This window comes from Gaoshiqia sp. US2 (assembly GCF_059705485.1).
This window is the reverse complement of the sequence record NZ_AP048550.1, coordinates 4,698,289-4,718,405: the sequence shown is the minus strand read 5'-3', so window position 1 is coordinate 4,718,405 and position 20,117 is coordinate 4,698,289. Positions and strand designations below refer to the sequence as shown.

Annotated in this window: 17 protein-coding genes and 1 pseudogene; 3 read left to right on the top strand and 15 right to left on the bottom strand. The window is 44.7% G+C overall.

What is annotated here, in order from left to right; translation table 11 throughout:
* Positions 1–116: 116 nt before the first annotated feature.
* From AC6H3C_RS18705 to AC6H3C_RS18675, 7 genes are all read right to left on the bottom strand, one after another.
* Positions 117–1,649 carry an IS1182 family transposase gene (locus AC6H3C_RS18705; RefSeq protein WP_497517032.1) on the bottom strand — a complete coding sequence of 511 codons (1,533 nt, stop codon included), beginning with the start codon at positions 1,647–1,649 and terminating at the stop codon, positions 117–119.
* Between the two features lie 155 nt (positions 1,650–1,804).
* Positions 1,805–2,965, bottom strand: coding sequence for a molecular chaperone DnaJ (gene dnaJ / locus AC6H3C_RS18700; protein ID WP_497517031.1), 1,161 nt, complete (start codon positions 2,963–2,965; stop codon positions 1,805–1,807).
* A gap of 22 nt (positions 2,966–2,987) precedes the next feature.
* Positions 2,988–3,575, bottom strand: coding sequence for a nucleotide exchange factor GrpE (locus AC6H3C_RS18695; protein ID WP_497517030.1), 588 nt, complete (start codon positions 3,573–3,575; stop codon positions 2,988–2,990).
* A gap of 161 nt (positions 3,576–3,736) precedes the next feature.
* The gene (locus AC6H3C_RS18690; protein WP_497517029.1) at positions 3,737–4,258 is read right to left on the bottom strand and encodes a TlpA family protein disulfide reductase; all 522 of its coding nucleotides are present in this window, start codon (positions 4,256–4,258) and stop codon (positions 3,737–3,739) included.
* A 103-nt stretch (positions 4,259–4,361) separates the two neighbouring features.
* Positions 4,362–5,669, bottom strand: coding sequence for a UDP-N-acetylglucosamine 1-carboxyvinyltransferase (gene murA, locus AC6H3C_RS18685; RefSeq protein WP_497517028.1), 1,308 nt, complete (start codon positions 5,667–5,669; stop codon positions 4,362–4,364).
* 14 nt (positions 5,670–5,683) lie between these two features.
* The gene (locus AC6H3C_RS18680) at positions 5,684–6,295 is read right to left on the bottom strand and encodes a DUF4290 domain-containing protein (RefSeq protein ID WP_497517027.1); all 612 of its coding nucleotides are present in this window, start codon (positions 6,293–6,295) and stop codon (positions 5,684–5,686) included.
* Between the two features lie 184 nt (positions 6,296–6,479).
* Complete coding sequence (locus AC6H3C_RS18675) at positions 6,480–8,789, bottom strand: ATP-dependent helicase (RefSeq protein WP_497517026.1); 2,310 nt, start codon at positions 8,787–8,789, stop codon at positions 6,480–6,482.
* Between the two features lie 310 nt (positions 8,790–9,099).
* Here AC6H3C_RS18675 and AC6H3C_RS18670 point away from each other — a divergent pair, with 310 nt between their 5' ends.
* Positions 9,100–10,383, top strand: a complete 1,284-nt coding sequence (locus AC6H3C_RS18670; protein ID WP_497517025.1) for a T9SS type B sorting domain-containing protein — start codon at positions 9,100–9,102, stop codon at positions 10,381–10,383.
* A gap of 65 nt (positions 10,384–10,448) precedes the next feature.
* Here the strand turns inward: AC6H3C_RS18670 and AC6H3C_RS18665 are convergent, their stop codons facing one another.
* The 4 genes from AC6H3C_RS18665 to AC6H3C_RS18650 are packed head-to-tail and all read right to left on the bottom strand — an operon-like array spanning position 10,449 to position 13,759.
* Entirely contained in the window at positions 10,449–11,465 is a 1,017-nt protein-coding gene (locus tag AC6H3C_RS18665) for a zinc-binding alcohol dehydrogenase family protein (protein WP_497517024.1), read from the bottom strand.
* Between the two features lie 16 nt (positions 11,466–11,481).
* Positions 11,482–12,309: an amidohydrolase family protein gene (locus AC6H3C_RS18660; protein ID WP_497517023.1), complete on the bottom strand. Its 828-nt coding sequence runs from the start codon at positions 12,307–12,309 to the stop codon at positions 11,482–11,484.
* 12 nt (positions 12,310–12,321) lie between these two features.
* Positions 12,322–13,362 carry an aldo/keto reductase gene (locus AC6H3C_RS18655; protein WP_497517022.1) on the bottom strand — a complete coding sequence of 347 codons (1,041 nt, stop codon included), beginning with the start codon at positions 13,360–13,362 and terminating at the stop codon, positions 12,322–12,324.
* 4 nt (positions 13,363–13,366) lie between these two features.
* Positions 13,367–13,759 (bottom strand): L-rhamnose mutarotase, encoded by a 393-nt coding sequence (locus tag AC6H3C_RS18650; protein ID WP_497517021.1) that lies wholly within the window; start codon positions 13,757–13,759, stop codon positions 13,367–13,369.
* Between the two features lie 191 nt (positions 13,760–13,950).
* Here AC6H3C_RS18650 and AC6H3C_RS18645 point away from each other — a divergent pair, with 191 nt between their 5' ends.
* Positions 13,951–14,964 (top strand): LacI family DNA-binding transcriptional regulator, encoded by a 1,014-nt coding sequence (locus tag AC6H3C_RS18645; protein ID WP_497517020.1) that lies wholly within the window; start codon positions 13,951–13,953, stop codon positions 14,962–14,964.
* A gap of 426 nt (positions 14,965–15,390) precedes the next feature.
* Here AC6H3C_RS18645 and AC6H3C_RS18640 read toward each other — a convergent pair whose 3' ends face one another.
* Positions 15,391–16,788 (bottom strand): IS1380 family transposase, encoded by a 1,398-nt coding sequence (locus tag AC6H3C_RS18640; RefSeq protein ID WP_497515887.1) that lies wholly within the window; start codon positions 16,786–16,788, stop codon positions 15,391–15,393.
* Between the two features lie 175 nt (positions 16,789–16,963).
* Here AC6H3C_RS18640 and AC6H3C_RS18635 point away from each other — a divergent pair, with 175 nt between their 5' ends.
* Entirely contained in the window at positions 16,964–17,335 is a 372-nt protein-coding gene (locus AC6H3C_RS18635) for a Crp/Fnr family transcriptional regulator (protein WP_497517019.1), read from the top strand.
* Between the two features lie 65 nt (positions 17,336–17,400).
* Here the strand turns inward: AC6H3C_RS18635 and AC6H3C_RS18630 are convergent, their stop codons facing one another.
* The 3 genes and pseudogenes from AC6H3C_RS18630 to AC6H3C_RS18620 all read right to left on the bottom strand — a co-directional run bounded on the left by AC6H3C_RS18630 (position 17,401) and on the right by AC6H3C_RS18620 (position 20,097).
* Positions 17,401–18,804, bottom strand: coding sequence for an IS4 family transposase (locus tag AC6H3C_RS18630; RefSeq protein WP_497521279.1), 1,404 nt, complete (start codon positions 18,802–18,804; stop codon positions 17,401–17,403).
* A gap of 293 nt (positions 18,805–19,097) precedes the next feature.
* Positions 19,098–19,628 (bottom strand): annotated as a pseudogene (locus AC6H3C_RS18625) (IS630 family transposase); the annotation flags it as partial.
* Positions 19,609–20,097: a helix-turn-helix domain-containing protein gene (locus tag AC6H3C_RS18620; protein WP_497517018.1), complete on the bottom strand. Its 489-nt coding sequence runs from the start codon at positions 20,095–20,097 to the stop codon at positions 19,609–19,611. The gene AC6H3C_RS18620 and the pseudogene AC6H3C_RS18625, both read right to left, overlap by 20 nt.
* Between the last annotated feature and the right edge of the window lie 20 nt (positions 20,098–20,117).

The window sequence follows — 20,117 nt, the reverse complement described above, 5'->3', positions numbered from 1 at the left end:
TTTAGAGCTTGGAGTTTGTGCTATTGTGATGCTGTAGAGTGAACCTGATTGGGAACTTGAGTTCTTTAGGTTTTCAGGTAAGCTTTCCGGATGAAAAAATCAAAATTCAGGGATTTTTAGGCTCTGATTTTGGCTAAATTGTGTGCCAGTGCGATCAATCCGGTCTCAATCTCCACTTTTCTTCTGCCCCGGAGCAAAAATCTCCGGAATCCTTTGTTTTGTTTGATGTTCCCAAAGGCTGCTTCTATCTCTGCCGGTCGTCGCTTTCGGTGTTCAATTCCCTCGGGACTAAGCAGCCTGTTGCGGGCTATTTGTTTTTGGCGTTCCAAATTGTGGTTTACTTCAATGATCCGTTCGCCTTTGGCCTTGTGACAGCCCCATCGCAGTGGGCAGCCCTGACAGTTTTGTGCCTGGTAATAGCTTACTTTTTGTTCAAACCCGGTGGATGTCTTCCGTTTGCCTTCCCCAATCTTTTGCATTTTCTGTCCCATCGGGCAGTAGAAGCAATCCTGCTCTGTGTTGTAATAGTGATTTTCTCTGCGGAAAATATCGTCTTTAAACTTGCGGGTTTGTTCTTTATGGAAGTAGTTGAACTTGATAAACCCTTCGATTTGTTTCTCTTGGATAAACTGGTAATTTTCTTCCGATCCGTAGCCCGAGTCGGCGGTTGCCGTTTCGGGATAGCTGCCAAACTGTTCATTGTGTGATTCCAGATGCTCAATCAGGGTGGTGGTATCGGTGGTGGTCTGGGTTACGGTATAGTTGACAACAAATTGATTGTTGGTCGAGAACTGCCAGTTATAGCAGGGTTTTAGCTGCCCGTTTTTCATGTGGTCTTCCTTGGTCCGCATGAACGTGGCATCGGGATCAGTCTTGGAAAAACTGTTGCGCCCGTTCAAAATCTCTTGCTGTGACTGGTATTTGCGTAAGTTTTCAGGCCAGTGTTTTGCCCCGTATTCAAGCTTTTTTTTTACTTCCCGGTCGATCTCTTTGTCTTTCAGTGTCTGGTTGATTTGCCGGATGGTTTCTTCTACCTTTTCGGCAGAGATCTCTGTAAAATCAGGTGGTTCCGGTTCCTGTAACTCTGCATCGTATTGGTTTTGGGCATAAGCCCACAGCGATTCAAGCTGATTTTTGATCTTTTGTTTTTGGGTAGCAATGGCTTTGCCCCAAACGAAAGTATAGCGGTTAGCATTGGCCTCCACTTTGGTCCCGTCTATAAAAACTTCCCTGATGCTCAGGTATCCTTCTTCGGCCAGCAACAAAACTACGGCCGTGAAAATATCTTTCAGATGTCCTTCCAGCCGTTTGCCCCGAAAACGGTTGATCGTATTGTGATCTGGCATGTTCATCCCGCTAAGCCACATGAAGTATATGTTTTCCTTCAGCGAGTCTTCCATCTTGCGGCTGGAATAGATGTTGCGCACATAGGCATAGATAAGCACTTTGAGCAACATGCGGGGATGATATCCTGAACTGCCGCCTCCCTTATAGGTACTGATCAACGGATGGATTTCGATCTGATCGACCACCCGATCCACAACCCTGACAGGATCATTGGCCGGAATCATATCATCCAGGCTCGGAGGCAACAACATCGCCTGTTTGGGACTGTAGGTTTTGAAGGGTATTTTTCTTGGTGTTGTCATGCCTGAAATTAATAAATCCCTGATAATCAACCAAAGCGATTGAAATCAAAGTTTCATCAATCTGATGCCCTTCGCCACTTTTTCAAAAAAACAAAAAAAAGAGGCTGAACTCTTTTGAGATAGCCCCTTTTTCTTTGAGTTGTCATCGCGTATTTTTATTCAAACATATCCCGCATTTTTTCAAAGAAATTTTTATCGCCTGCTCCCGGCGTATTTTGGAAGCTGGGCGATTGTTGCAATTTCTCGAGTATTTTGCGTTCTTCGGGTGTAATTTTTTTAGGGGCCCAGGCGTGGATGCGTACCAATAAGTCGCCTTTGCCGTAACCATTCACATCGGGAAGCCCTTTCCCCCGTAAACGAAGGATTTTTTCGGGCTGCGTGCCGGGTTCTATTTTGACTTTTACTTTGGCGTCGACCGTGGGTATTTCTGCGGTTGTGCCCAGAATAAAATCGGGCATACTCAGAAACAGATTATATATCAGGTTGTTTCCGTCACGGATCAGGTCGGGGTGCGATTCTTCCTGGATCACCACCAGCAAGTCGCCGTTTACTCCTCCGCGCCGTCCGGCGTTTCCTTTCCCCGAAACATTCAGTTGCATGCCTTCGCCCACACCGGCGGGTATACGTACCGGAATCACTTCTTCTTCGCGGACAACGCCCTCTCCCTGGCAATGCGTACATTTGTTGCGGATCATTTTGCCATCGCCGTTACAGGTGGGGCAAACGGTTGTTTGTTGCATTTGCCCGAGCAGCGTATTGGTAATCCGGGTCACATGTCCGTTTCCACGGCAGGTGGAACAGGTTTCGTAATCGGAGCCTTTTTCGGCGCCTGTGCCATGACAATGACTACAGGCTACATATTTTTTTACCTTCAGTTTCTTTTCAACGCCATTGGCAATATCGTCGAGGGTCAGGCTGACTTTTATCCGAAGGTCGGAACCCCGGTGAACGCGCCTTCCCTGGCCGCGTGAATTGCCAAAACCGCCAAAACCGCTGAATCCACCTCCGAAACCGCCTCCAAAAATATCCCCAAACATGGAAAAAATATCGTCCATCGACATGTCGTGCTGACTGAAGCCTGCGCCGCCATTGCCCATGTCGGCATGTCCAAACTGGTCATACCGCTGTTTCTTTTGCGGATTGCTCAGCACTTCGTAAGCTTCGGCTGCCTCTTTAAATTTTTCTTCAGCTTCTTTGTTGCCGGGGTTTTTATCCGGGTGAAACTGAATGGCTTTTTTGCGGTAAGCCTTTTTTATTTCTTCAGCCGATGCATCCTTGCCAACGCCTAATATTTCGTAATAATCTCTTTTTGTCATGTTTTTTTAGGGTTTACGGTGCTTATTCGCCAATCACCACTTTTGCAAAGCGAATCACTTTTTCATTTAGCAGGTATCCTTTCTGAACCACATCAACAATTTTTCCTTTAAGCTCTTCGGTTGGCGCCGGTATTTTCGTGATGGCTTCGTGCAAATCGGTGTCAAAATCTTTTTCTTTGGCTTCAATTTCTTTGACCCCGTTTTGTTTTAAAAAGTCCTGGAATTTACTGTAAATCAGGTTTACACCTTGTTTTAGCGGATTTTCGTCTTCAATGTCGCGAAATGCAATAAGCGCCCGTTCAAAATCATCAATTACAGGCAGGATGTTCATCAGAACCGATTCGCCTGCAGACTTCATCAGTTCCATTTTTTCTTTTAGCGTACGCTTACGAAAATTATCAAATTCGGCCTGCAGACGGATGTGTTTGTCTTTTACCTCTGCCAGTTCGTTTTCCAGTTTTTCCACTTGTTCGCGGACCTGATCTTTTTTGTGTTTTTTATCTTTTGTTGTTTCCTTTTTTTGTTCGTGTTGTTCATTCTCAGGCGTTTGTTGTGTTTCGTTTAATTCGGTTTCGTTGGCCTGATCATTCGTTGTTTTTTCTTCTGCCATTTTTATGAAATTTTACATTATCACCGGTTAGCTCACAAAAATATTGCCATCAGTCAATTAGGGACAAATTGACATCGTTTTTCCGGGAGGACTGCCAAAATTTAAAAAATCACAGGCAGTACCCGGGTACCGCCTGTTCGTTTATCTGATTTTGCCTGAGTTTACTTTACCAGTTCTTCCAGTGCCCGCTCCAGGTTAGGTCCGCGCAGGTTTTTGGCGACGATCATTCCGTCCCCGTCAATTAAAAAGTTGGCAGGAATACTTCTGACGCCATACACGGCGGCATATTTGGCGTACCATCCTTTTAAATCGCTGACGTGGTATTCCCAAATCAATTTGTCGTCGGCAATAGCCTTTTCCCAGGCTGGTTTGGCTTTGTCGAGCGATACGCTGAATACCGTGAACCCTTTCCCGTTTTTAAACTTTTTATCTTTAAATTTTTCGTAGGCTGCGACCACGGCTGGGTTTTCTCTGCGGCAAGGGCCACACCAGGAAGCCCAAAAATCAATTAAAACAATTTTCCCTTTAAGGGATGAGAGTTTTAATTCTTCTCCGTTAACAGATTGTTCTGCAATTTCGGGAGCTTTATCTCCAATGTTTGTTCCTGTTTTTACATCATTTCCGGCGTTTACCTGGCTTATTAATCCTAAAAATAAAACCAGGAGTGCTATCTTCTTTTTCATTTTGTGTATTTTAATCAACGATGCTACTTGTTCAGGGAGCAAGTATAAGAAAAATGATGCAATATGAACAGGCCGATTTAATATTTTTAACAAAACGGCCCTTTTAATCAATCCGTTTAATGGAGGCGCCTATTGCATTCAACCGGACATCAATTTGTTCGTATCCCCGGTCGATTTGTTCAATATTGAAGATCTGACTTTTCCCCTGGGCCGATAAAGCGGCGATTAATAAGGCGACGCCGGCGCGGATATCCGGCGATGACATGGTGGTGCCGCGCAATAAATATTTTTTATTTAGCCCGATAACGGTCGCCCGGTGCGGGTCGCATAAAATAATCTGGGCTCCCATGTCAATCAGCTTATCCACAAAGAACAAGCGGCTTTCAAACATTTTTTGGTGGATGAGCACACTGCCTTTTGCCTGTGTGGCAATGACCAGGAAAATGCTGAGCAGGTCGGGAGTCAGGCCCGGCCAGGGAGCGTCGGCGATGGTCATAATGGAACCATCAATAAACGTTTCAATTTCATACTCATCCTGAGCGGGAACGATGATGTCGTCACCCTTTATTTGCAGGTTAATCCCCAGACGTTTAAATGAATCGGGAATGATTCCCAGGTGACTGACTCCGGCATTGGGAATGGTAATTTCTGAACCGGTCATGGCAGCCAGGCCAATAAAACTGCCTACTTCAATCATATCGGGTAAAATACGATGCTCACATCCGTTTAGCTGTTCCACGCCATCAATGTAAAGCAGATTTGAGCCAATTCCATTGATTTTAGCGCCCATCGAGACGAGCATGGCCGATAGTTGTTGCAGGTAGGGTTCGCAGGCAGCGTTATAAATTGTGGTTTTTCCTTCGGCCAGTACCGCAGCCATCAAAATGTTTGCCGTGCCGGTTACAGATGCTTCGTCGAGCAGCATGTATTTCCCTGAGAGTCTTTTGGCTTTGACACTGTGAAAATGATTGTCAGCATCGTACGTGAATTCTGCTCCCAGGTTTTGTAGCCCGGTAACATGGGTGTCTAAACGGCGGCGCCCGATTTTATCTCCACCGGGTTGAGGGATGTAAGCTTCTCCAAAACGGGCCACCAAGGGACCAACAATCATAATTGACCCACGCAGGCTGATTGCCTGGACAGCAAATTTTTCTGTTTTCAGATAAGCCAGATCCAGATCATCAGCCTGGAAGGTATAAACGCCTTTTGACAGACGAGTGGTTTTTACGCCCAATCCGGTCAGGATCTCAATCAGTTTTAATACATCCCTGATTTCGGGAATATTGGAAATTGTAACTTTTTCTTTTGTTAACAGGGTGGCGCAGATGACTTGCAGGGCTTCATTTTTAGCGCCTTGAGGCTCCAGCCTCCCGTTTAGTTTTATGCCTCCCTCGATTTGAAATGTTGCCATTCCGGTAAAACGTGTTAATCGTGTTTGCGGTGTTTTTTCTGATTGCGAACTGCAACGGTTGTTTTCTTCCGGTTCCGGTAAAGAATATCTTTGGTCTCTGTCAGCGAGAGATCAGACCGGTTAATGTGTCCCTTGGAAAGGATGGCCAGGTCCTGGTAGATTTTTTCGTCGTCGACTGTATCTTTGTTCCAAACAAGGTAGCTCTTTTTCATGTGGTTAGCCAGCAGCTTGATCAGAATTTCTTTTTCCTCGCCGCTTTCAAAGGCCGACGCTTTATTGACCAGTAATTCCAGTATTTTCCCGTAATGGCGCAGCTTGATGGAGCCGGTTGTGTATGGGATCCTTTTCGGGGGTTCATTGAATGTTTCCCGTTTGGGCGGATCGTATGGATAATCAATATCGAGCTGAAAATCGGACATAATCGCGATATGGTCCCACAGTTTGTGTTTGAAATCGTTGATGTCGCGTAAATACGGATACATGTTGCCCATGATATCAATGATTGTTCTGGCAGCACGATTTCTTTCAGCCCTGTCTTCGATGGTCAGTACATGATCGACCATATTCTGAAGATTCCTCCCATACTCGGGAAGAGGCATTTTTTTCCGGTTTGAATTATAATCCATCTAAAAAATATCTAATAAAATGTTGAATATACCTTTAAGGTTGAGCAGTTTCGGTAATAAAAGTTGATAATCAGCAGCGAAAGTGATTCTCTGCTGCAAATCTAACTTAAAATATTTAGCTGTCAAACCTTTTCGGCGAAAAACTTAAATTGTCAGTTCTTTTTAAGGCATGATCCCCCAGACGCTAACGAACGATCCGGAGTTTTGCAAATTTCAGTAATAATTGTTTTTGACCGGCATTCGGGAAAAAGACAGTTGCCTTCAGGTTCGGAAAAGTTCCTTCAACCTGCTGAACTTTTCCCTGCCCGAATCGCTGGTGTTCCACGATCATCCCGGCTTGTATATCGCGGGGATCGTCGCCGTCAATCGTTTGGCTCTGCTTTTTTGCTTCGCGAAGTTTTACCAGCTTTTGACTGATCGACTGCTGATTTTCTATTACCGGACGATTTGTCGGAAACGCAGGTTTGCCAAAACTTTGCGTTGTCCGGGGCGCCGGTGGTTCATTGTCAAAGCCAAATCCGTTTTCTTCGGGCATGCTCAAGTATAACGGATCAATTTCGGCAATGAAACGGCTGGGATTGCAAAAATCGAGTTTCCCCCAGCGATACCGTTGTTTGGCAAAACTCAGATAGGCGTTTTCTTCGGCGCGCGTCAGCGCCACATAAAACAGGCGGCGTTCTTCTTCGAACGATTCAATAGACGGACTTGAACCCATGAGGGCTGAAGGAAACAGGTTTTCTTCGATCCCGACAATAAATACATTCTTAAATTCGAGTCCTTTGGATGAGTGTACTGTCATCAGTGTCACTTTGTCACGGTCGGCCTCCTTGTCGGTATCCTGGTCGGTTAACAGGGCGACATCTTCCAGGTAGTTGGCCAGGGAATTGGGCAATCCTTCTTCGCGGGCATTGATGGTAAACTCCTGGATCCCGTTGAGCAGTTCCTGTATGTTTTCGAAACGGCTGAGTCCTTCGGGCGTCTGGTCGCGGTAAAGGTCTTTCATGATACCGGTTTGCGTGGCAATCGAGCCGGCAAGTTCATAGGCGTCGGTGGTTGCAACGAGCTCCGAAAACTGGCCGATGATGGCCGAAAACTCAATCAGTTTGCTGATGGTTCCTTTGTTTAAGGCGGCCGGGTTTTCACGACTGCTTTTTGAAACGATTTCAAAAATGCTGATGTTTTCAGAAAGCGCTGCCTGTTCGAGTTTATGGAGGGTGGTATCTCCGATTCCCCGGGCCGGGTAATTGATCACCCGTTTCAACGCTTCGTTGTCCTTGGGGTTGATCACCAAACGAAAATAAGCCAGTAAATCTTTGATTTCTTTTCGCTGATAGAAGGAAAGGCCTCCGTAAATTTTGTAAGGGATGTTGCGTTTCCGCAGGGCCTCCTCGAAAATACGCGACTGGGCGTTGGTTCGGTAAAGAATCGCATAATCCTGGTAGCGGTAATGCAGGCGCATGCGGGTTTCGCTTATTTCGTTGGCTACCAGGTAGCCTTCTTCGTTATCGGTTAAGGCTGAAAAAACTTTAATCAGGTTGCCCGGACTTTTTTCGGAAAAGACATTTTTGGGGATCTGCCGCTTGTTTTTGGCAATAATGCTGTTGGCTGCATTGACGATGTTCTGGGTCGACCGGTAATTTTGCTCCAGCTTAAATATCTGGTGATTCGGGTAATCTTTCTGAAAATTCAGGATATTTTCGATCCGGGCTCCCCGAAACGAATAAATACTTTGGGCGTCGTCGCCAACAACACACAGGTTTTGATGCAGGGCGGCCAGGTTTTTAACGATCAGGTATTGGGCGAAATTGGTATCCTGGTACTCGTCAACCAAAAGGTAATCAAAACGATGCTGGTACTTTTCGAGCGTTGCTTTATGATCACGGAAAAGGATGTTGGTTCTCAGCAACAAGTCGTCAAAATCCATGGCGCCGGCCAGGGTACAGCGCCGGTCGTATTCTTTGTAGATTTCGCCGATGCGAGGCATTCGGATGCTCATGTCGTATTCGGCAATCTGCCCGTTTTTCTGGTAGGCAGCCGGGGTAATCAGGCTGTTTTTTGCCGATGAAATGCGACCGGAGACCACGTTGGGTTTATAGGTTTTGTCGTCGAGCTGCAAATCTTTGATGATTGTTTTGAGCAGGCTCTTTGAATCAGCCGAATCATAAATGGTAAAACTGGAAGGAAAGCCGATCAATTCAGCCTCAGTTCGCAGGATGCGGGCAAAAACAGAGTGGAACGTGCCCATCCACAGGTTTCGGGCCGTGTTGTGCCCAACGATAGCCGCGATACGTTCTTTCATTTCTTTGGCCGCCTTATTGGTAAAGGTCAGTGCCAAAATACTTCCGGGTTTCACTCCCTGTTTTAATAAGTGAGCAATACGGTAGGTTAATACGCGGGTTTTCCCGGAACCGGCGCCGGCAATTACCAGCGACGGGCCGTCAATATTCACTACTGCTTTACGTTGGGCTTCGTTTAATTCGTCCAAATAATTCATGCCTGTCCTTATCAAAGTCACCGTTTATTCAATCTTCTCAATAGATTCCGGCTGGTTTTTCCTGCAAAGTTTAACAATATTCGATGAAATGTTATGTCTTCTCAAAATAAAGTTCAAAAGTAAAATCTATTTTTAAGAATAGTTGTTCCCTGCCTGTATAGTTTTCAACAATATTCAGGCTGTAATTTTAGTTTTCATGCCGGATGTTTCGCCTGAATTTGGTTAAAATAAAAAAACAGCAGGCTGCAAAAGATAAATCAATTTTATGCGTTAATATTGTATTGTCAGATTTCTTAAGACCATCTTCAATATGGATTTTAAACAAAGAAATTACATTTTTCTGCTTCTTTTGGCTATTTTGATCAGTTCACTTGCACACGGGCAGCTTTCGGCCGTGGCTGATGGTGCAGCCACAACAACTTACAGTGCCGGCCCGCAGGACCAGATCTACATCTTTTGTACGTCTCCCGGCGAGACGGTTGCTTCGCTTACCGCCACATATTCGGGTGGTGGGGCCGCCTTGTTCGAGTGGACGAAATACAATCCGGTGTCCGGTTTGTTTGATGCTTATGAAACCGACAACTCGGGCAGTTCATTTTCCACCGTCAACAGTTTGCCGAACGGCGCCTACCGGGTACATGTCAGTTCGGGTGGTAATACCGAAACCTATACCGCCTGGGTGTTTAACAATAGCTACTCGGTTACTGCCGAAATCACAGAATCCACCTGTGAGTATTTTCAGCTACAGGCTGCTTTTGAAGGGACTGACTTGACTTATTCTGACTTGGGAACGGGGAGCCAATTGCAGGTTTTTAAAGATGTTAAGGTCCGATGGGAAGTCAATGGGGTACTGGAAGCTACGGTTTTAAACCCTCAGATTTTTGACCCTCCCACGCAAAATACCGATTACCGGTTGACGGTTTACGATCGTTTTGGCTGCGAGGTTAGCGTAACGGTTCCTTACCAGTCGATTGTGCCAAAAGCTGCGTTTGCTGCCAATCCATTGAAAGGAGAGGCGCCGTTAAGAGTAACCTTTACGAATTTGTCGCAAAATGCCGATCAATACCAATGGTTCTTTTTTCGCGATCTGGACGAAATAAAGCTGGAAGCTATTCAGAACGGAGTGGTTTCAGACAGCATCATGGATGTGGCGATTGACGCGAACCCGGTTTATGTTTACGAAAATTCGGGAACCTACAAGGTGAAGCTGGTGGCATCCAAACATTCGGACTATGGTGTTTGTACCGACACGGTTTACCTCGATGGGTATCTCGTTGCCGATACTTCATTTGTTGACGTTCCAAACGTGTTTACGCCCAATGGCGATGGCGATAATGACGAGTTTGTGGTTAAGTACCAGTCGTTAAAGAAAATCAGTGTAAAAATATTTAACCGTTGGGGAAAACAGGTATTCTCGTGGGAACGAAATAATATTCAGGGCTTTGAAAGTTCCGTAACCGAATCGGTCTGGGATGGCCGGATTGGTGGGCGTTATGCCAGTCCGGGCGTGTATTACTACGTGATCGAAGGGCAGGGCAGGGACGATAAGAAACGCAATGCCCACGGGTTTGTACATCTTTTCAGGGAAAAATAGGCTTCAGCCGTTTAATTCGATCGTTATCCCGATACTCATCGAAAAAATTCAAAATGCGTTTATCATTAAAATCGTACCAATATCTTCAGAATTTTACCGGTATTTTCAGACCAGTTTTGCATGGTTAAGGGAGCATCTTCCGGTTCAACGATTGTCGAAACCAACAGGTTTTCATCCAGCCCGCTGTTTTTCAGGTATTTGATTACTGCTTCAAAATCAGAAGGATTGGCATTGCGTGACCCCCTGATTTCCAGTTCTTTTTGCACCCATAATTTCGTTGAAAAAGAAACGTCATTTCCGGCATAGCCAATGCAAACCACGCGCCCGGCAAACGCTACTTCTTCGATTGCCGACTTGTAGGTGACCGGGTTTCCGGCCGCTTCAACCACAACAGTTGGTCCGTTTCCGTTGGTTATCCACTCCAGTTCGTCATGCAGGTTCTGCTCCAGTGAATTAATCACATAGCGGGCTCCCAGTTTTCCGGCTGTTTCGAGTTTCGAATGGTCAATATCAACCGCAATAACGGTGGCGCCGCGTAAATTGGCCCTGACAATAGCGCCGCTCCCAATCATCCCGCAACCAAAAACCAGCACGGTATCCAGGTCGGTAACTTTTGCATTATCGATGGCATGAAAACCCACGGTCATCGGTTCTACCAGGGCCAATTGAATGGCCGATAATTCATCATCAACCAACACTTTTTGCCAGGGAACGGCGATGTATTCCGTCATGGCGCCATCGCGTTGCACACCCAGTGTTTGATTGTAGCGGCAGGCATTAAACCTTTTTTGTTTGCATGAGGTGCATTGTCCGCAGTTGGTATATGGCACAACAGTGGCCGGTTGCCCGATCCGGAAACCGGCCGGAACTTCTGCACCTGTTTCTTCGATCACCGCGGAGATCTCGTGTCCCGGAATTCGCGGATACTGAACCAGCGGATTTTTACCCAGATAAGTACTTAAATCGGACCCGCAAAATCCGACATACTTTAGTTTTAGAAGAATATCTCCTTTCCCGGTTTGTGGCCTGTCCCGTTCCACCATTTTCATTTCGCCCGGTTTTGTAATTTCTATTGCTTTCATTTTTTTAATTGAATCGTTAAAGTTGATAAGTGTTTACAGCATTTCGGTATAAAATCAGATCCTGCTCATTCGGGCTCAAACCCGATATCATTTTTTTTACCTGTGCAAGCCAGGCAGCGTATTCGGTGGCAACAAGACAGACCGGCCAGTCGGAGCCAAACATCAAACGCGACGGGTCAAAGGCTTCGAGCACGACATCAAAATAGGGCTGAAGTTGCTTTTCGGTCCAGCTTTTATAATCAGCCTCGGTAACCATACCGCTGATTTTACAGCTTACATTTTCCCGTTTAGCCAGCTCTTTTATATTTTTACGCCACGCCTGGATTTTGTTTGTTTTTATTTTCGGTTTGGCCATATGGTCCAGAACAAATGGTTGATCGGGATGCTGATCAACAAAACGGATGGTATTGGGTAACTGATGCTCAAAAATCAGGATATCGTAAACGAACCCGTAATCTTTTAAACACGAAATGCCCCGGTTAAAGTCCTGCCGCAGGATAAACCCGGGATCAGGTTCTCCCTGGATCACATGACGTACCGATTTCAGCCGGGGGTGGGCGGCATATTTTTCCAATACCTGCCGGATATTTTCATCCATCAGAGGCAGCCATCCGACAACCCCTTTTATAAATTCGTTTTCCGAAGCCAGTTCCAGTAGCCAGTCTGTTTCGTCCAAACACTGGCGCGCCTGAACGGAAATAACGCCGTCTACCCCGCCAGCATCAAGGATTGCCTGGAGATCAGCCGGAAGAAAGCTTTTCCGGATACCTGCCATATCGTCATCAATCCAGTCAAATTCAACCGGATTGTAGTTCCAAAAATGATGATGAGTATCAATAATCATAGCCTCATTGTTTTACAGGTAAGGATAATCGGTGTCAATGATGCCGCTCGCCTTCATTTCCTGCCAGAAGGCCGCCGGGAATTCTTCATCTAAAATGGCCCGGTTGTGCGCCATCCGGTGTGGTTTACTCGGGTTGAGCGCCACTGCTGTAATCTGGGGAGCTGATATCGCAAACTTTAAACAGGCATCGCCGGGAGTTATTTTAAATTGTTTGCAAACTGCAAAAAACTTTTTCCGCCAGGCAAATAATGGTTTGTCGGCTTCATTGTCCGGACCGGTAAGCCGGTAATCAAAATAATCTCCGCCGGTTAAAAATCCGGCATTAAAAATGGCCGAATTGATGATGCCGACTCCGTTTTCATCCAACTGTTTCATGAAGTCTACAATTTCTTTGGGGTGATGGTACAGGGTAAACTTGTTGGCAAACATCACCCAGTCGAATTTTACGCGTTGATAAAGTTCCCTGACGATCAGCCAGTCTTTCGATCCAATGCCAACAGCCTTCACTTCGCCTTTTGCCTTCAGTTCAAAAAGCGCCCGATATGCGCCCAGAATGTCATCAAGCCGTTTTTGCCGGTCGAGGTTATCAATGGCAGCCAGCAAGTATTCATCAGGATCGTGTACCGAGACCAATTCAGGCAGATAGGTTCCTCCCAGCAACTCGCAACCTTGTTGCCAGCATTCCAAAATACCCTCGTAACTGATTTTCTGGACGGCATCGTATTTCAAGTTGGCCCAGGCGCCCGGTTCAAAAGTTGGTTCTTGTGTTTCAAGCGGAACCCGGTACCAGCCTAACTTATTACTGATGGTAATCTGCTTCGGATCAATTCCAAGCTGTTTTAACCCCCGGCCAATCACTTCCAGGGCGAGGCCCGCGCCATATTTTCCGGCGCTGTCAATCATCACCCGGCCTTCAGCCACCTTAAACCATTCCTGCATTAAGGCCAGCTTTTCGGTCTCGCTCAATTCCCGGTAGAGGTTTCCCAGGTAACTTGTTCCGTAGATAATCGGAGGATAGGATAAGCCGGTTTTTCCCAAATGTCTGCTTTTCATACCCTTATTTTATTTCTTTTTGCTGACCTTCGCCGGCGGTGAAAGCCGTTTGCTGATCCAGTTCGTAAATTCGTTCCATGAGCTGCCATTTTTCGCCTGCAGTTGCCTCTTTGCCGGTTTGCTGAAAACGTGATACAAAAGCCTCCCATTCTGCCTGCCGCGGTTTTCCGGCCAGTTCGGCCATCGCCCGGTCGTGATCAAAATCGGCTACCGTGTCCATAATCATAAACAGGCGGTTTTCGTGAATGTAAATTTCCATATCCAGGATACCCACTTCTTTCATTCCCCGAGCGATCTCCGGCCAGGTATTTTCGGGCGAATGAACCTGCCGGTAGGCTTCGATCAGATCCGGATCATTTTCCAGCAACAAAGTTTTACAGTATCGTTTAAATTTCATTGGTTGATGTATTTTAGGATAAAGCTCTTACATATCAATGGATTATGCAACCGGAGCTATTGGGCGACAGGTGTGCAAAGCTTTGTGCAAAGCTTTGCGGGTTTAAAAAAATGTTTTAAAACACTACGAGTGAGTTCGCGGATTTATACGAAAACGAAGTTTTAACTACATTTGCCTTACACTGACAAGTTATGGGCAACAGACATGTTTCGTTAAAAGATCTGGCCAGAGAACTGAATGTTTCTATCTCAACCGTTTCGCGGGCGCTGAAGAATCATCCCGATATTAGCCCGGAGATGCGGCAAAGGGTGAAAGAACTGGCCGCCGCCCGTCATTACAGCCCCAACCCGCTGGCTATGGGTTTGCTGAAACAAAAAACCCGGATGATTGGCGTGATTGTCCCCGATTTGGTGACTCATTTTTATGCATCGATCATCGCCGGGATCGAGAGTTTTGCAAAAGAAAAAGATTACTTCATCCTCATCGCCAGTTCCAGCGAATCCTTTCAAAAAGAAAAGGAATCCATCGAAAATCTGCTAAAAGCCCGGGTTGAAGGATTCATTGTTTGCCTGAGCCAGGAAACAAAAGACATCGCTCATTTTGAAAAACTGTTGGAACAGGATATCCCCCTGGTATTTTTCGACCGGGTCTGTTTGCAGGACCGGGTTTCTGCCGTGGTGGCCGATAACCCGGATGCAGCCTGCAAGATTACCCGTCATTTTTACGAGCAGGGTTACCGCCGGATTGCTTTTATCTCGGGGCCCGAACATCTTTATATTTCCAGGGAACGCATGTCGGGTTACTTAGCCGGGCTGAATGACTGTCATCTTCCTGCAATGCCCGATTTAATTGAGCAGTGCAACCTGAGCCACAACTCGGCAAGGCAGGCCATGAAACGTCTGCTGGACCTTCCCGAGCGGCCCGATGCGGTGTTTGGCATTAACGACACGGTTGCTTTTGCGGTGATGAAAGAAATCAAAATACACAGGCTTCAAATTCCCCGGGATATCGGGTTGGTTGGCTTTACCGACGAGTTTCATTCGACCGTGGTCGACCCCCAGCTGACCTCCATTACTCACCCGACCTTTAAAATGGGAAGAAAAGCAGCAGAGTTGTTTTTCGACAAGATTGAAAATAACGCCAATCCAAAGACTGTTGTGCTGAAAACAAAATTGGTTATCCGGGAATCATCGAAGAAAAATTGAAATGACCTTGGCAGGAGTTGCTTTTTTCGTGTCGGGCAATTAAAACAGGAAGTATAAGATAATAATGATAAATACCGCGGCCGACAAAATTGATGTAGGCAGTTCACAAACAACGAGGCAAGAATCAAATTAAAACGTCTTTATCCGACAATTTTATATTGACATGACACTAGCTTTCTTAACCTGAATAATTCATAAACTTTAAAAAGGTGAATATTTGATTTTTTCAGCCGTGGGATTTAATAACCCATATGCTGAAAAGAAAATTTGTTGTCTGCGATTGTTTTCGATTGGTCATTTTAGAGGTTGGCCTGTTTAGTTTTAGACCAAAAATTGTGTGTATTTTCTTCACAGAACATAGGTATTTTATCTTGTGCTTTGCAAGTGCCTGATTAATATGTATTTTTGAATATAGTTGGGTTGTTGCTAACGGCGCAACTGTCCGATTTCGAGGAAGTAATTCTCAAGCAGTTTGGCTTGCGGGCATGAAGCTGGAAATTCCACTTTTATTTTTGTCTTCATTTGTCTAACCTGGGCAGCAATTTTAATGAACCTTTCACGTAATGTCTTCATCGTAACAGCTGCCAACCCCTTTGTTTTTAGCATGTTCTCCTGCAACGAGTGCATCAGCACATAAGCGGCTGAATGCAAGAATAACCTGAACTGATTGGCATAAAAGCTATTGCACGACATCCGGCCTGATTGCAGGTAGTTTTTGTGGTCTTTGATATTGAGTTCCATCCTGCCCCGTCCGCAGTACCCTTGTTCGTAAAGTGCCTTTGTCCGGTATTCCCAAAGGTCGGTTACAATAAAACGAATATTGGATCCTTTGCTTGTCACTTCGATTTTAACAATCACGCGTTGCTGGTTTTCCCAACTACCCGCTTTGTAGCCAAATGAGTGATAACGCTTTATGGGTTTGGCATATCTGGCAAATTCATTTTCGCAACTCTTTACAAGAGTTTCAACACTCGAATTCAATACGCTGTTTCCGGTCAAGCCAGTTATAAAATGGATATTGGGTTGTCCAACGCACCAGTCCATCAACTCTTTGCTGCAAAAGTGGCTGTCGCCCCGAACAATGATCACCGTATTTTTCCACGATTTGCGCAAATGGGCAACAAGCCTTTTGAGTATCCCAAAAACATTGGCACTTTTGCTGCGCCTGCCTGGTTTGAGTATGGTGGTAATCAGTTTTCCCGACAAGCCTTCATAAATGTGAAGGGGCATGTAGCAATACTCTCCGTAATAGTTATTGAACAGGGTTAACTGCTGCCCCCCGTGGGTATCAATGTTGGTGTCATCGCAATCGATAATAATCACAGGAGGTTCCGAAGGGTAGGATTCAATAAACTTATTGGCAAAGGCATACGCGATGTTGTACAGTTCACTGGCTCTTGGGGTGTTCTCAAAACGGGTCATAGTTGATTGAGATGCCAAGGCATTCCCTGTCATGGGCAAACGTCCAACACTCATTTTCAGGATCGTGTCATCGCGCAAGGTATTGCAATCATTGGCATCTTCATATCCAGCAACAATCTGATATACCCGCTGTGCAGCAATCTCTTCCAAAGAGTGGTCAACATAGCTTTGATGCCGGGTGTCCTCAATACAAGTAACCAGCGACTTGATGATGCCAATCCGGCTCTCGATATCTTTGACCAACAGCAAACCACCATCTGAAGAAATCTCAGATGCAGTAAAACTTACCTCAATACGCTTATTGTCAATTGGTTGTAAATCGAAGAGTTTTCCCTGGCAAATTGCAACGTCTGTTTGCTTGTCCAGAGTTTTTTCGGTAATTTTATTTTCTGAAGAGCTCATGGAAATACGGTTGTAAGACGCTGTAAGATAGTAATTTATCTTTAATTTTCGTGAGCTTTTCTTCGTTTTTGTGAATTATTCAGGTTAAACCAGCTTAAGTTTTTTGATTTTTGGGTTTCATACATTTGCATTGTTGAATTAGAATACTAATTCAACATCAAAAATGAGATGTAATATGGAAACTCAGAAATTGCTTGAACATATTAGAAGATTTGTTGCTCTAAGCAAGAGTGAACAGGATATTTTAAATCGATATATGCAACCATTAAGCTTTGAGCAGTATGCCTTTTTACTTCAAAAAGGAGAAATATGCAGTTCTATATTTTTTGTTGAAAAGGGTAGTCTAAGAATGTTTTTTGAAAAGACTAAATCAATTGAACTTACCACACAATTTGCTTTGGAGGGTTGGTGGCTAACCGACTTCTTTAGCTTTATTGATAATAAACCATCTGAGTACTTTATACAAGTTTTGGAGCAATCTGAGATTATTTCACTTGACAAAGCAAAATATCAAGAATTGCTAACTAAAGTTTCCCACATATATTAAGCCCTATAATTGGGCATGTTAAATTTCATAATTATCTGTTCAGTTGGCAACTAATTATCATGTTATCAAGCTACTACCTGGCAGATGGCAGTTTTGTTGTTATTTTGGTCATTATCATCAAATTCATCCAGTGCCTTGAGCATTGCCAGTAGTTGCCTACTTGTTTGGTCGCTTTGCATTAGTTTTTCTATTAATGCTTCACTGTCAATGTTTAGTATCGCGGCCATCTGGGTCAACATTTTAAAGAATACCTTGACCAGGCGTTCCCACAAAGTTAGTTCGAGCAGTTGCTGTTGTGTTTCCCTGAACAGCTCGCCCATGGTTTCATAAGAACTGAACCGCTTTTGCAGCGACAATATCGTATGGGTTGCCAAGATGATAGTTGCATCTGCAATTTGTCCATCGAAATCAGTGTTCTGGCTTGCGCCCAAACGCAGGTACTGCTTGCATTCCTTGAACAAGACTTCAATGGTCCAACGGATTTGGTACAGTTCAACCGCCTGTACGAAAGACAGGGTCAAATCGGTTGTCAATAGCAATGTCCAGTTCTTTGCATTATTGTAACGTATGAAGAAGAGCCGGACTTTCTCACCTTTGTAATCGACCACGGTGGAGATGTAGGTTGACTTGTATTTTCTGGAATACTTGCTGTTCTTCCTCTGGTTTTTAGTGATCAACTGATGGGCGTTCAATTCCTTGTTGCCAACCATGTATTTTCGCCTGTCAAGCTTGCACATCCCCAGTAAATGCATGGCCCCTTTTTTGATGGCACGGACACTTTTGATCATGTAATCGTTCACAAACCAACTGTCCATCAAAACATAACTGGCTATAATCCCATTTTTTACAGCCCGCCGGAGCATTGAAACAGCAACTTCGCCTTTCTTCATGTCCAATTCTTCGACCCTTTTTTGCCCGGGAGATTTGCCGTCACGCTTTTTTCTGAACTGCGATTGCAACTCTTTCTTTGACAAACCGTAAGTCCCCTTTTGCCCTTTCTCCCGGTGGAGCGAGAAGTCGGTTGCAACCAGTGTCTTTCCGTCCCAAAAACTAAGCAGGAGCATTTTAAAACCCAACGGGTAAAGTTTGGTCACATGGTTGAAAACCCTGCCGATAAACTCGACTGTTTTGCCCGTTTTTTCAATGTCCGTATCATCCAAAACAAAACAAGTTGTCCCTGAAACAGGACCGCCCTTGGCCTTTGCCTGCCAGGCAAATTGTTTGGCAAAGCCCATCAGTAATTTTCGCCAGTCCATCCACTGGTTGTTCATCAAACGATAAAAGGTATTGTCGTCAATGCTTTCAAGAAAATTTTTGCACCGGTTTTGCATCCTGCAAATACTTTCGCTGCGTAACCTGAAAACCAGAAGTGAAAGTAAAAGTACAGAAACGTCGTACCCTTTGCTCTTGAAAGAATTGAAGGAGCCTAAAAACCGGCCAACCCTGAAGGCCGAAAAGAAATGGAGGATCCCCTCATTGGTTTTTTCATCATTGCAAAGAACGCTCTCTAATTCGCTTTAATATGCTATTTTTGATCCCATAAGTAGTGGTTTTGTGAATAAACTGCTTTTTGATGTGTAACTAACTCAAATATAGCAATTTAAATTCTATTTTACCACTACTTATTTAATTTCAATCCTCATATAAATCAACACTTCCCAACGTGGGAAACTTTAGTTAATTTTATATCTGCCTAATCGTTTTTGAACAAAAAGTGAACGGATATCACCGGAAAACGTGAACGGGTATCACCGGAATATGTAATCTTATCGATTCTCCTGCTAAGACATTGCTTGTTCAGTACATTTAGCTCTATTTCTGCCATATTTAACCAACTCCCATGTTTTGGGGTATAAATAAATTCGTAGCGGTTCCACACTCGTTTGGCTTCTTCGGGTTCGAACACTTCATATAAAGCGGACGGGGAATGTGTGTTCAGGTTGTCCATAACCAATTTGATTTTTGTTGCGCTTTTGTAATGGGTATCTGCAAGTTCCTTTACAAAGAGGGCCCAGTCCTTTTTTGTTTTGGTGCCCCTGACCTCCACATACCTTTTGCCAGCAAGTGGTTCATTTGCCATAAAAATGTTGCACACCCCACATCGCTCATATTCAAAGTCAGCTTTTCTGTCTTGTCCGGGCTTCATCATTAACGGTAATCTTGGTTCTTTTATCAACTGCTTGGGCGATTCATCCATGCAAACCACCGGAAAATCTGCATTGTAAGGCATTTTATACACATCCAGAACTTGTTCCATGTGGGCTACAAACTCACTATTGTTTCTTGGGGATATCAGCCAGCCTTTTTCCCTCCACGGTTTTAATTCGTTTTTTTAAAACGGTACGTACCGTCTCATGCGAAATATTATCGATGTATTTTAGCTCTATCATCTTGTCTGACAGTAATCTTAACGACCACCTGGCATAGCCCTTAGGTGGTTCACTGCAGCTTAAGGCTATCAAATGGGCTTCAACATCCCCGTCGACCTTTACTTTATATTCCCGTGTACTTTCCTTGCCATTAAGAGCGGTCTCAAAACTTTCAAGAACAAACTTCTCCCTTATTTTCTCTACCGTTCGGACTGTTATGCCAAGAAAACTGGCGATGTCTTCGTCCTTTTGATTTTTGCCCCCGGGACTTTGGTTGCTGTTGAGTAAGATATAGGCGTTGCGTATGATCATCGCACTACGCTTACCCTTCCTGGTAATTTCTTCCAAAAGTTCCGCTTCTTGTTCCGTCAATGTTACCTTGTATTTTTTCATGTCGTTTTTACCAAAGGTAA

What these genes read in the sequence shown, in the direction of transcription:
- AC6H3C_RS18640 (WP_497515887.1), bottom strand. Translation starts at nt 16,788, where the DNA reads ATGAGCTCTTCAGAAAATAAAATTACCGAAAAAACTCTGGACAAGCAA.
- AC6H3C_RS18665 (WP_497517024.1), bottom strand. Translation starts at nt 11,465, where the DNA reads ATGAAAGCAATAGAAATTACAAAACCGGGCGAAATGAAAATGGTGGAA.
- AC6H3C_RS18675 (WP_497517026.1), bottom strand. Translation starts at nt 8,789, where the DNA reads ATGAATTATTTGGACGAATTAAACGAAGCCCAACGTAAAGCAGTAGTG.
- AC6H3C_RS18705 (WP_497517032.1), bottom strand. Translation starts at nt 1,649, where the DNA reads ATGACAACACCAAGAAAAATACCCTTCAAAACCTACAGTCCCAAACAG.
- AC6H3C_RS18655 (WP_497517022.1), bottom strand. Translation starts at nt 13,362, where the DNA reads ATGAAAAGCAGACATTTGGGAAAAACCGGCTTATCCTATCCTCCGATT.
- AC6H3C_RS18690 (WP_497517029.1), bottom strand. Translation starts at nt 4,258, where the DNA reads ATGAAAAAGAAGATAGCACTCCTGGTTTTATTTTTAGGATTAATAAGC.
- AC6H3C_RS18645 (WP_497517020.1), top strand. Translation starts at nt 13,951, where the DNA reads ATGGGCAACAGACATGTTTCGTTAAAAGATCTGGCCAGAGAACTGAAT.
- AC6H3C_RS18680 (WP_497517027.1), bottom strand. Translation starts at nt 6,295, where the DNA reads ATGGATTATAATTCAAACCGGAAAAAAATGCCTCTTCCCGAGTATGGG.
- dnaJ (WP_497517031.1), bottom strand. Translation starts at nt 2,965, where the DNA reads ATGACAAAAAGAGATTATTACGAAATATTAGGCGTTGGCAAGGATGCA.
- AC6H3C_RS18635 (WP_497517019.1), top strand. Translation starts at nt 16,964, where the DNA reads ATGGAAACTCAGAAATTGCTTGAACATATTAGAAGATTTGTTGCTCTA.
- murA (WP_497517028.1), bottom strand. Translation starts at nt 5,669, where the DNA reads ATGGCAACATTTCAAATCGAGGGAGGCATAAAACTAAACGGGAGGCTG.
- AC6H3C_RS18650 (WP_497517021.1), bottom strand. Translation starts at nt 13,759, where the DNA reads ATGAAATTTAAACGATACTGTAAAACTTTGTTGCTGGAAAATGATCCG.
- AC6H3C_RS18620 (WP_497517018.1), bottom strand. Translation starts at nt 20,097, where the DNA reads ATGAAAAAATACAAGGTAACATTGACGGAACAAGAAGCGGAACTTTTG.
- AC6H3C_RS18695 (WP_497517030.1), bottom strand. Translation starts at nt 3,575, where the DNA reads ATGGCAGAAGAAAAAACAACGAATGATCAGGCCAACGAAACCGAATTA.
- AC6H3C_RS18670 (WP_497517025.1), top strand. Translation starts at nt 9,100, where the DNA reads ATGGATTTTAAACAAAGAAATTACATTTTTCTGCTTCTTTTGGCTATT.
- AC6H3C_RS18660 (WP_497517023.1), bottom strand. Translation starts at nt 12,309, where the DNA reads ATGATTATTGATACTCATCATCATTTTTGGAACTACAATCCGGTTGAA.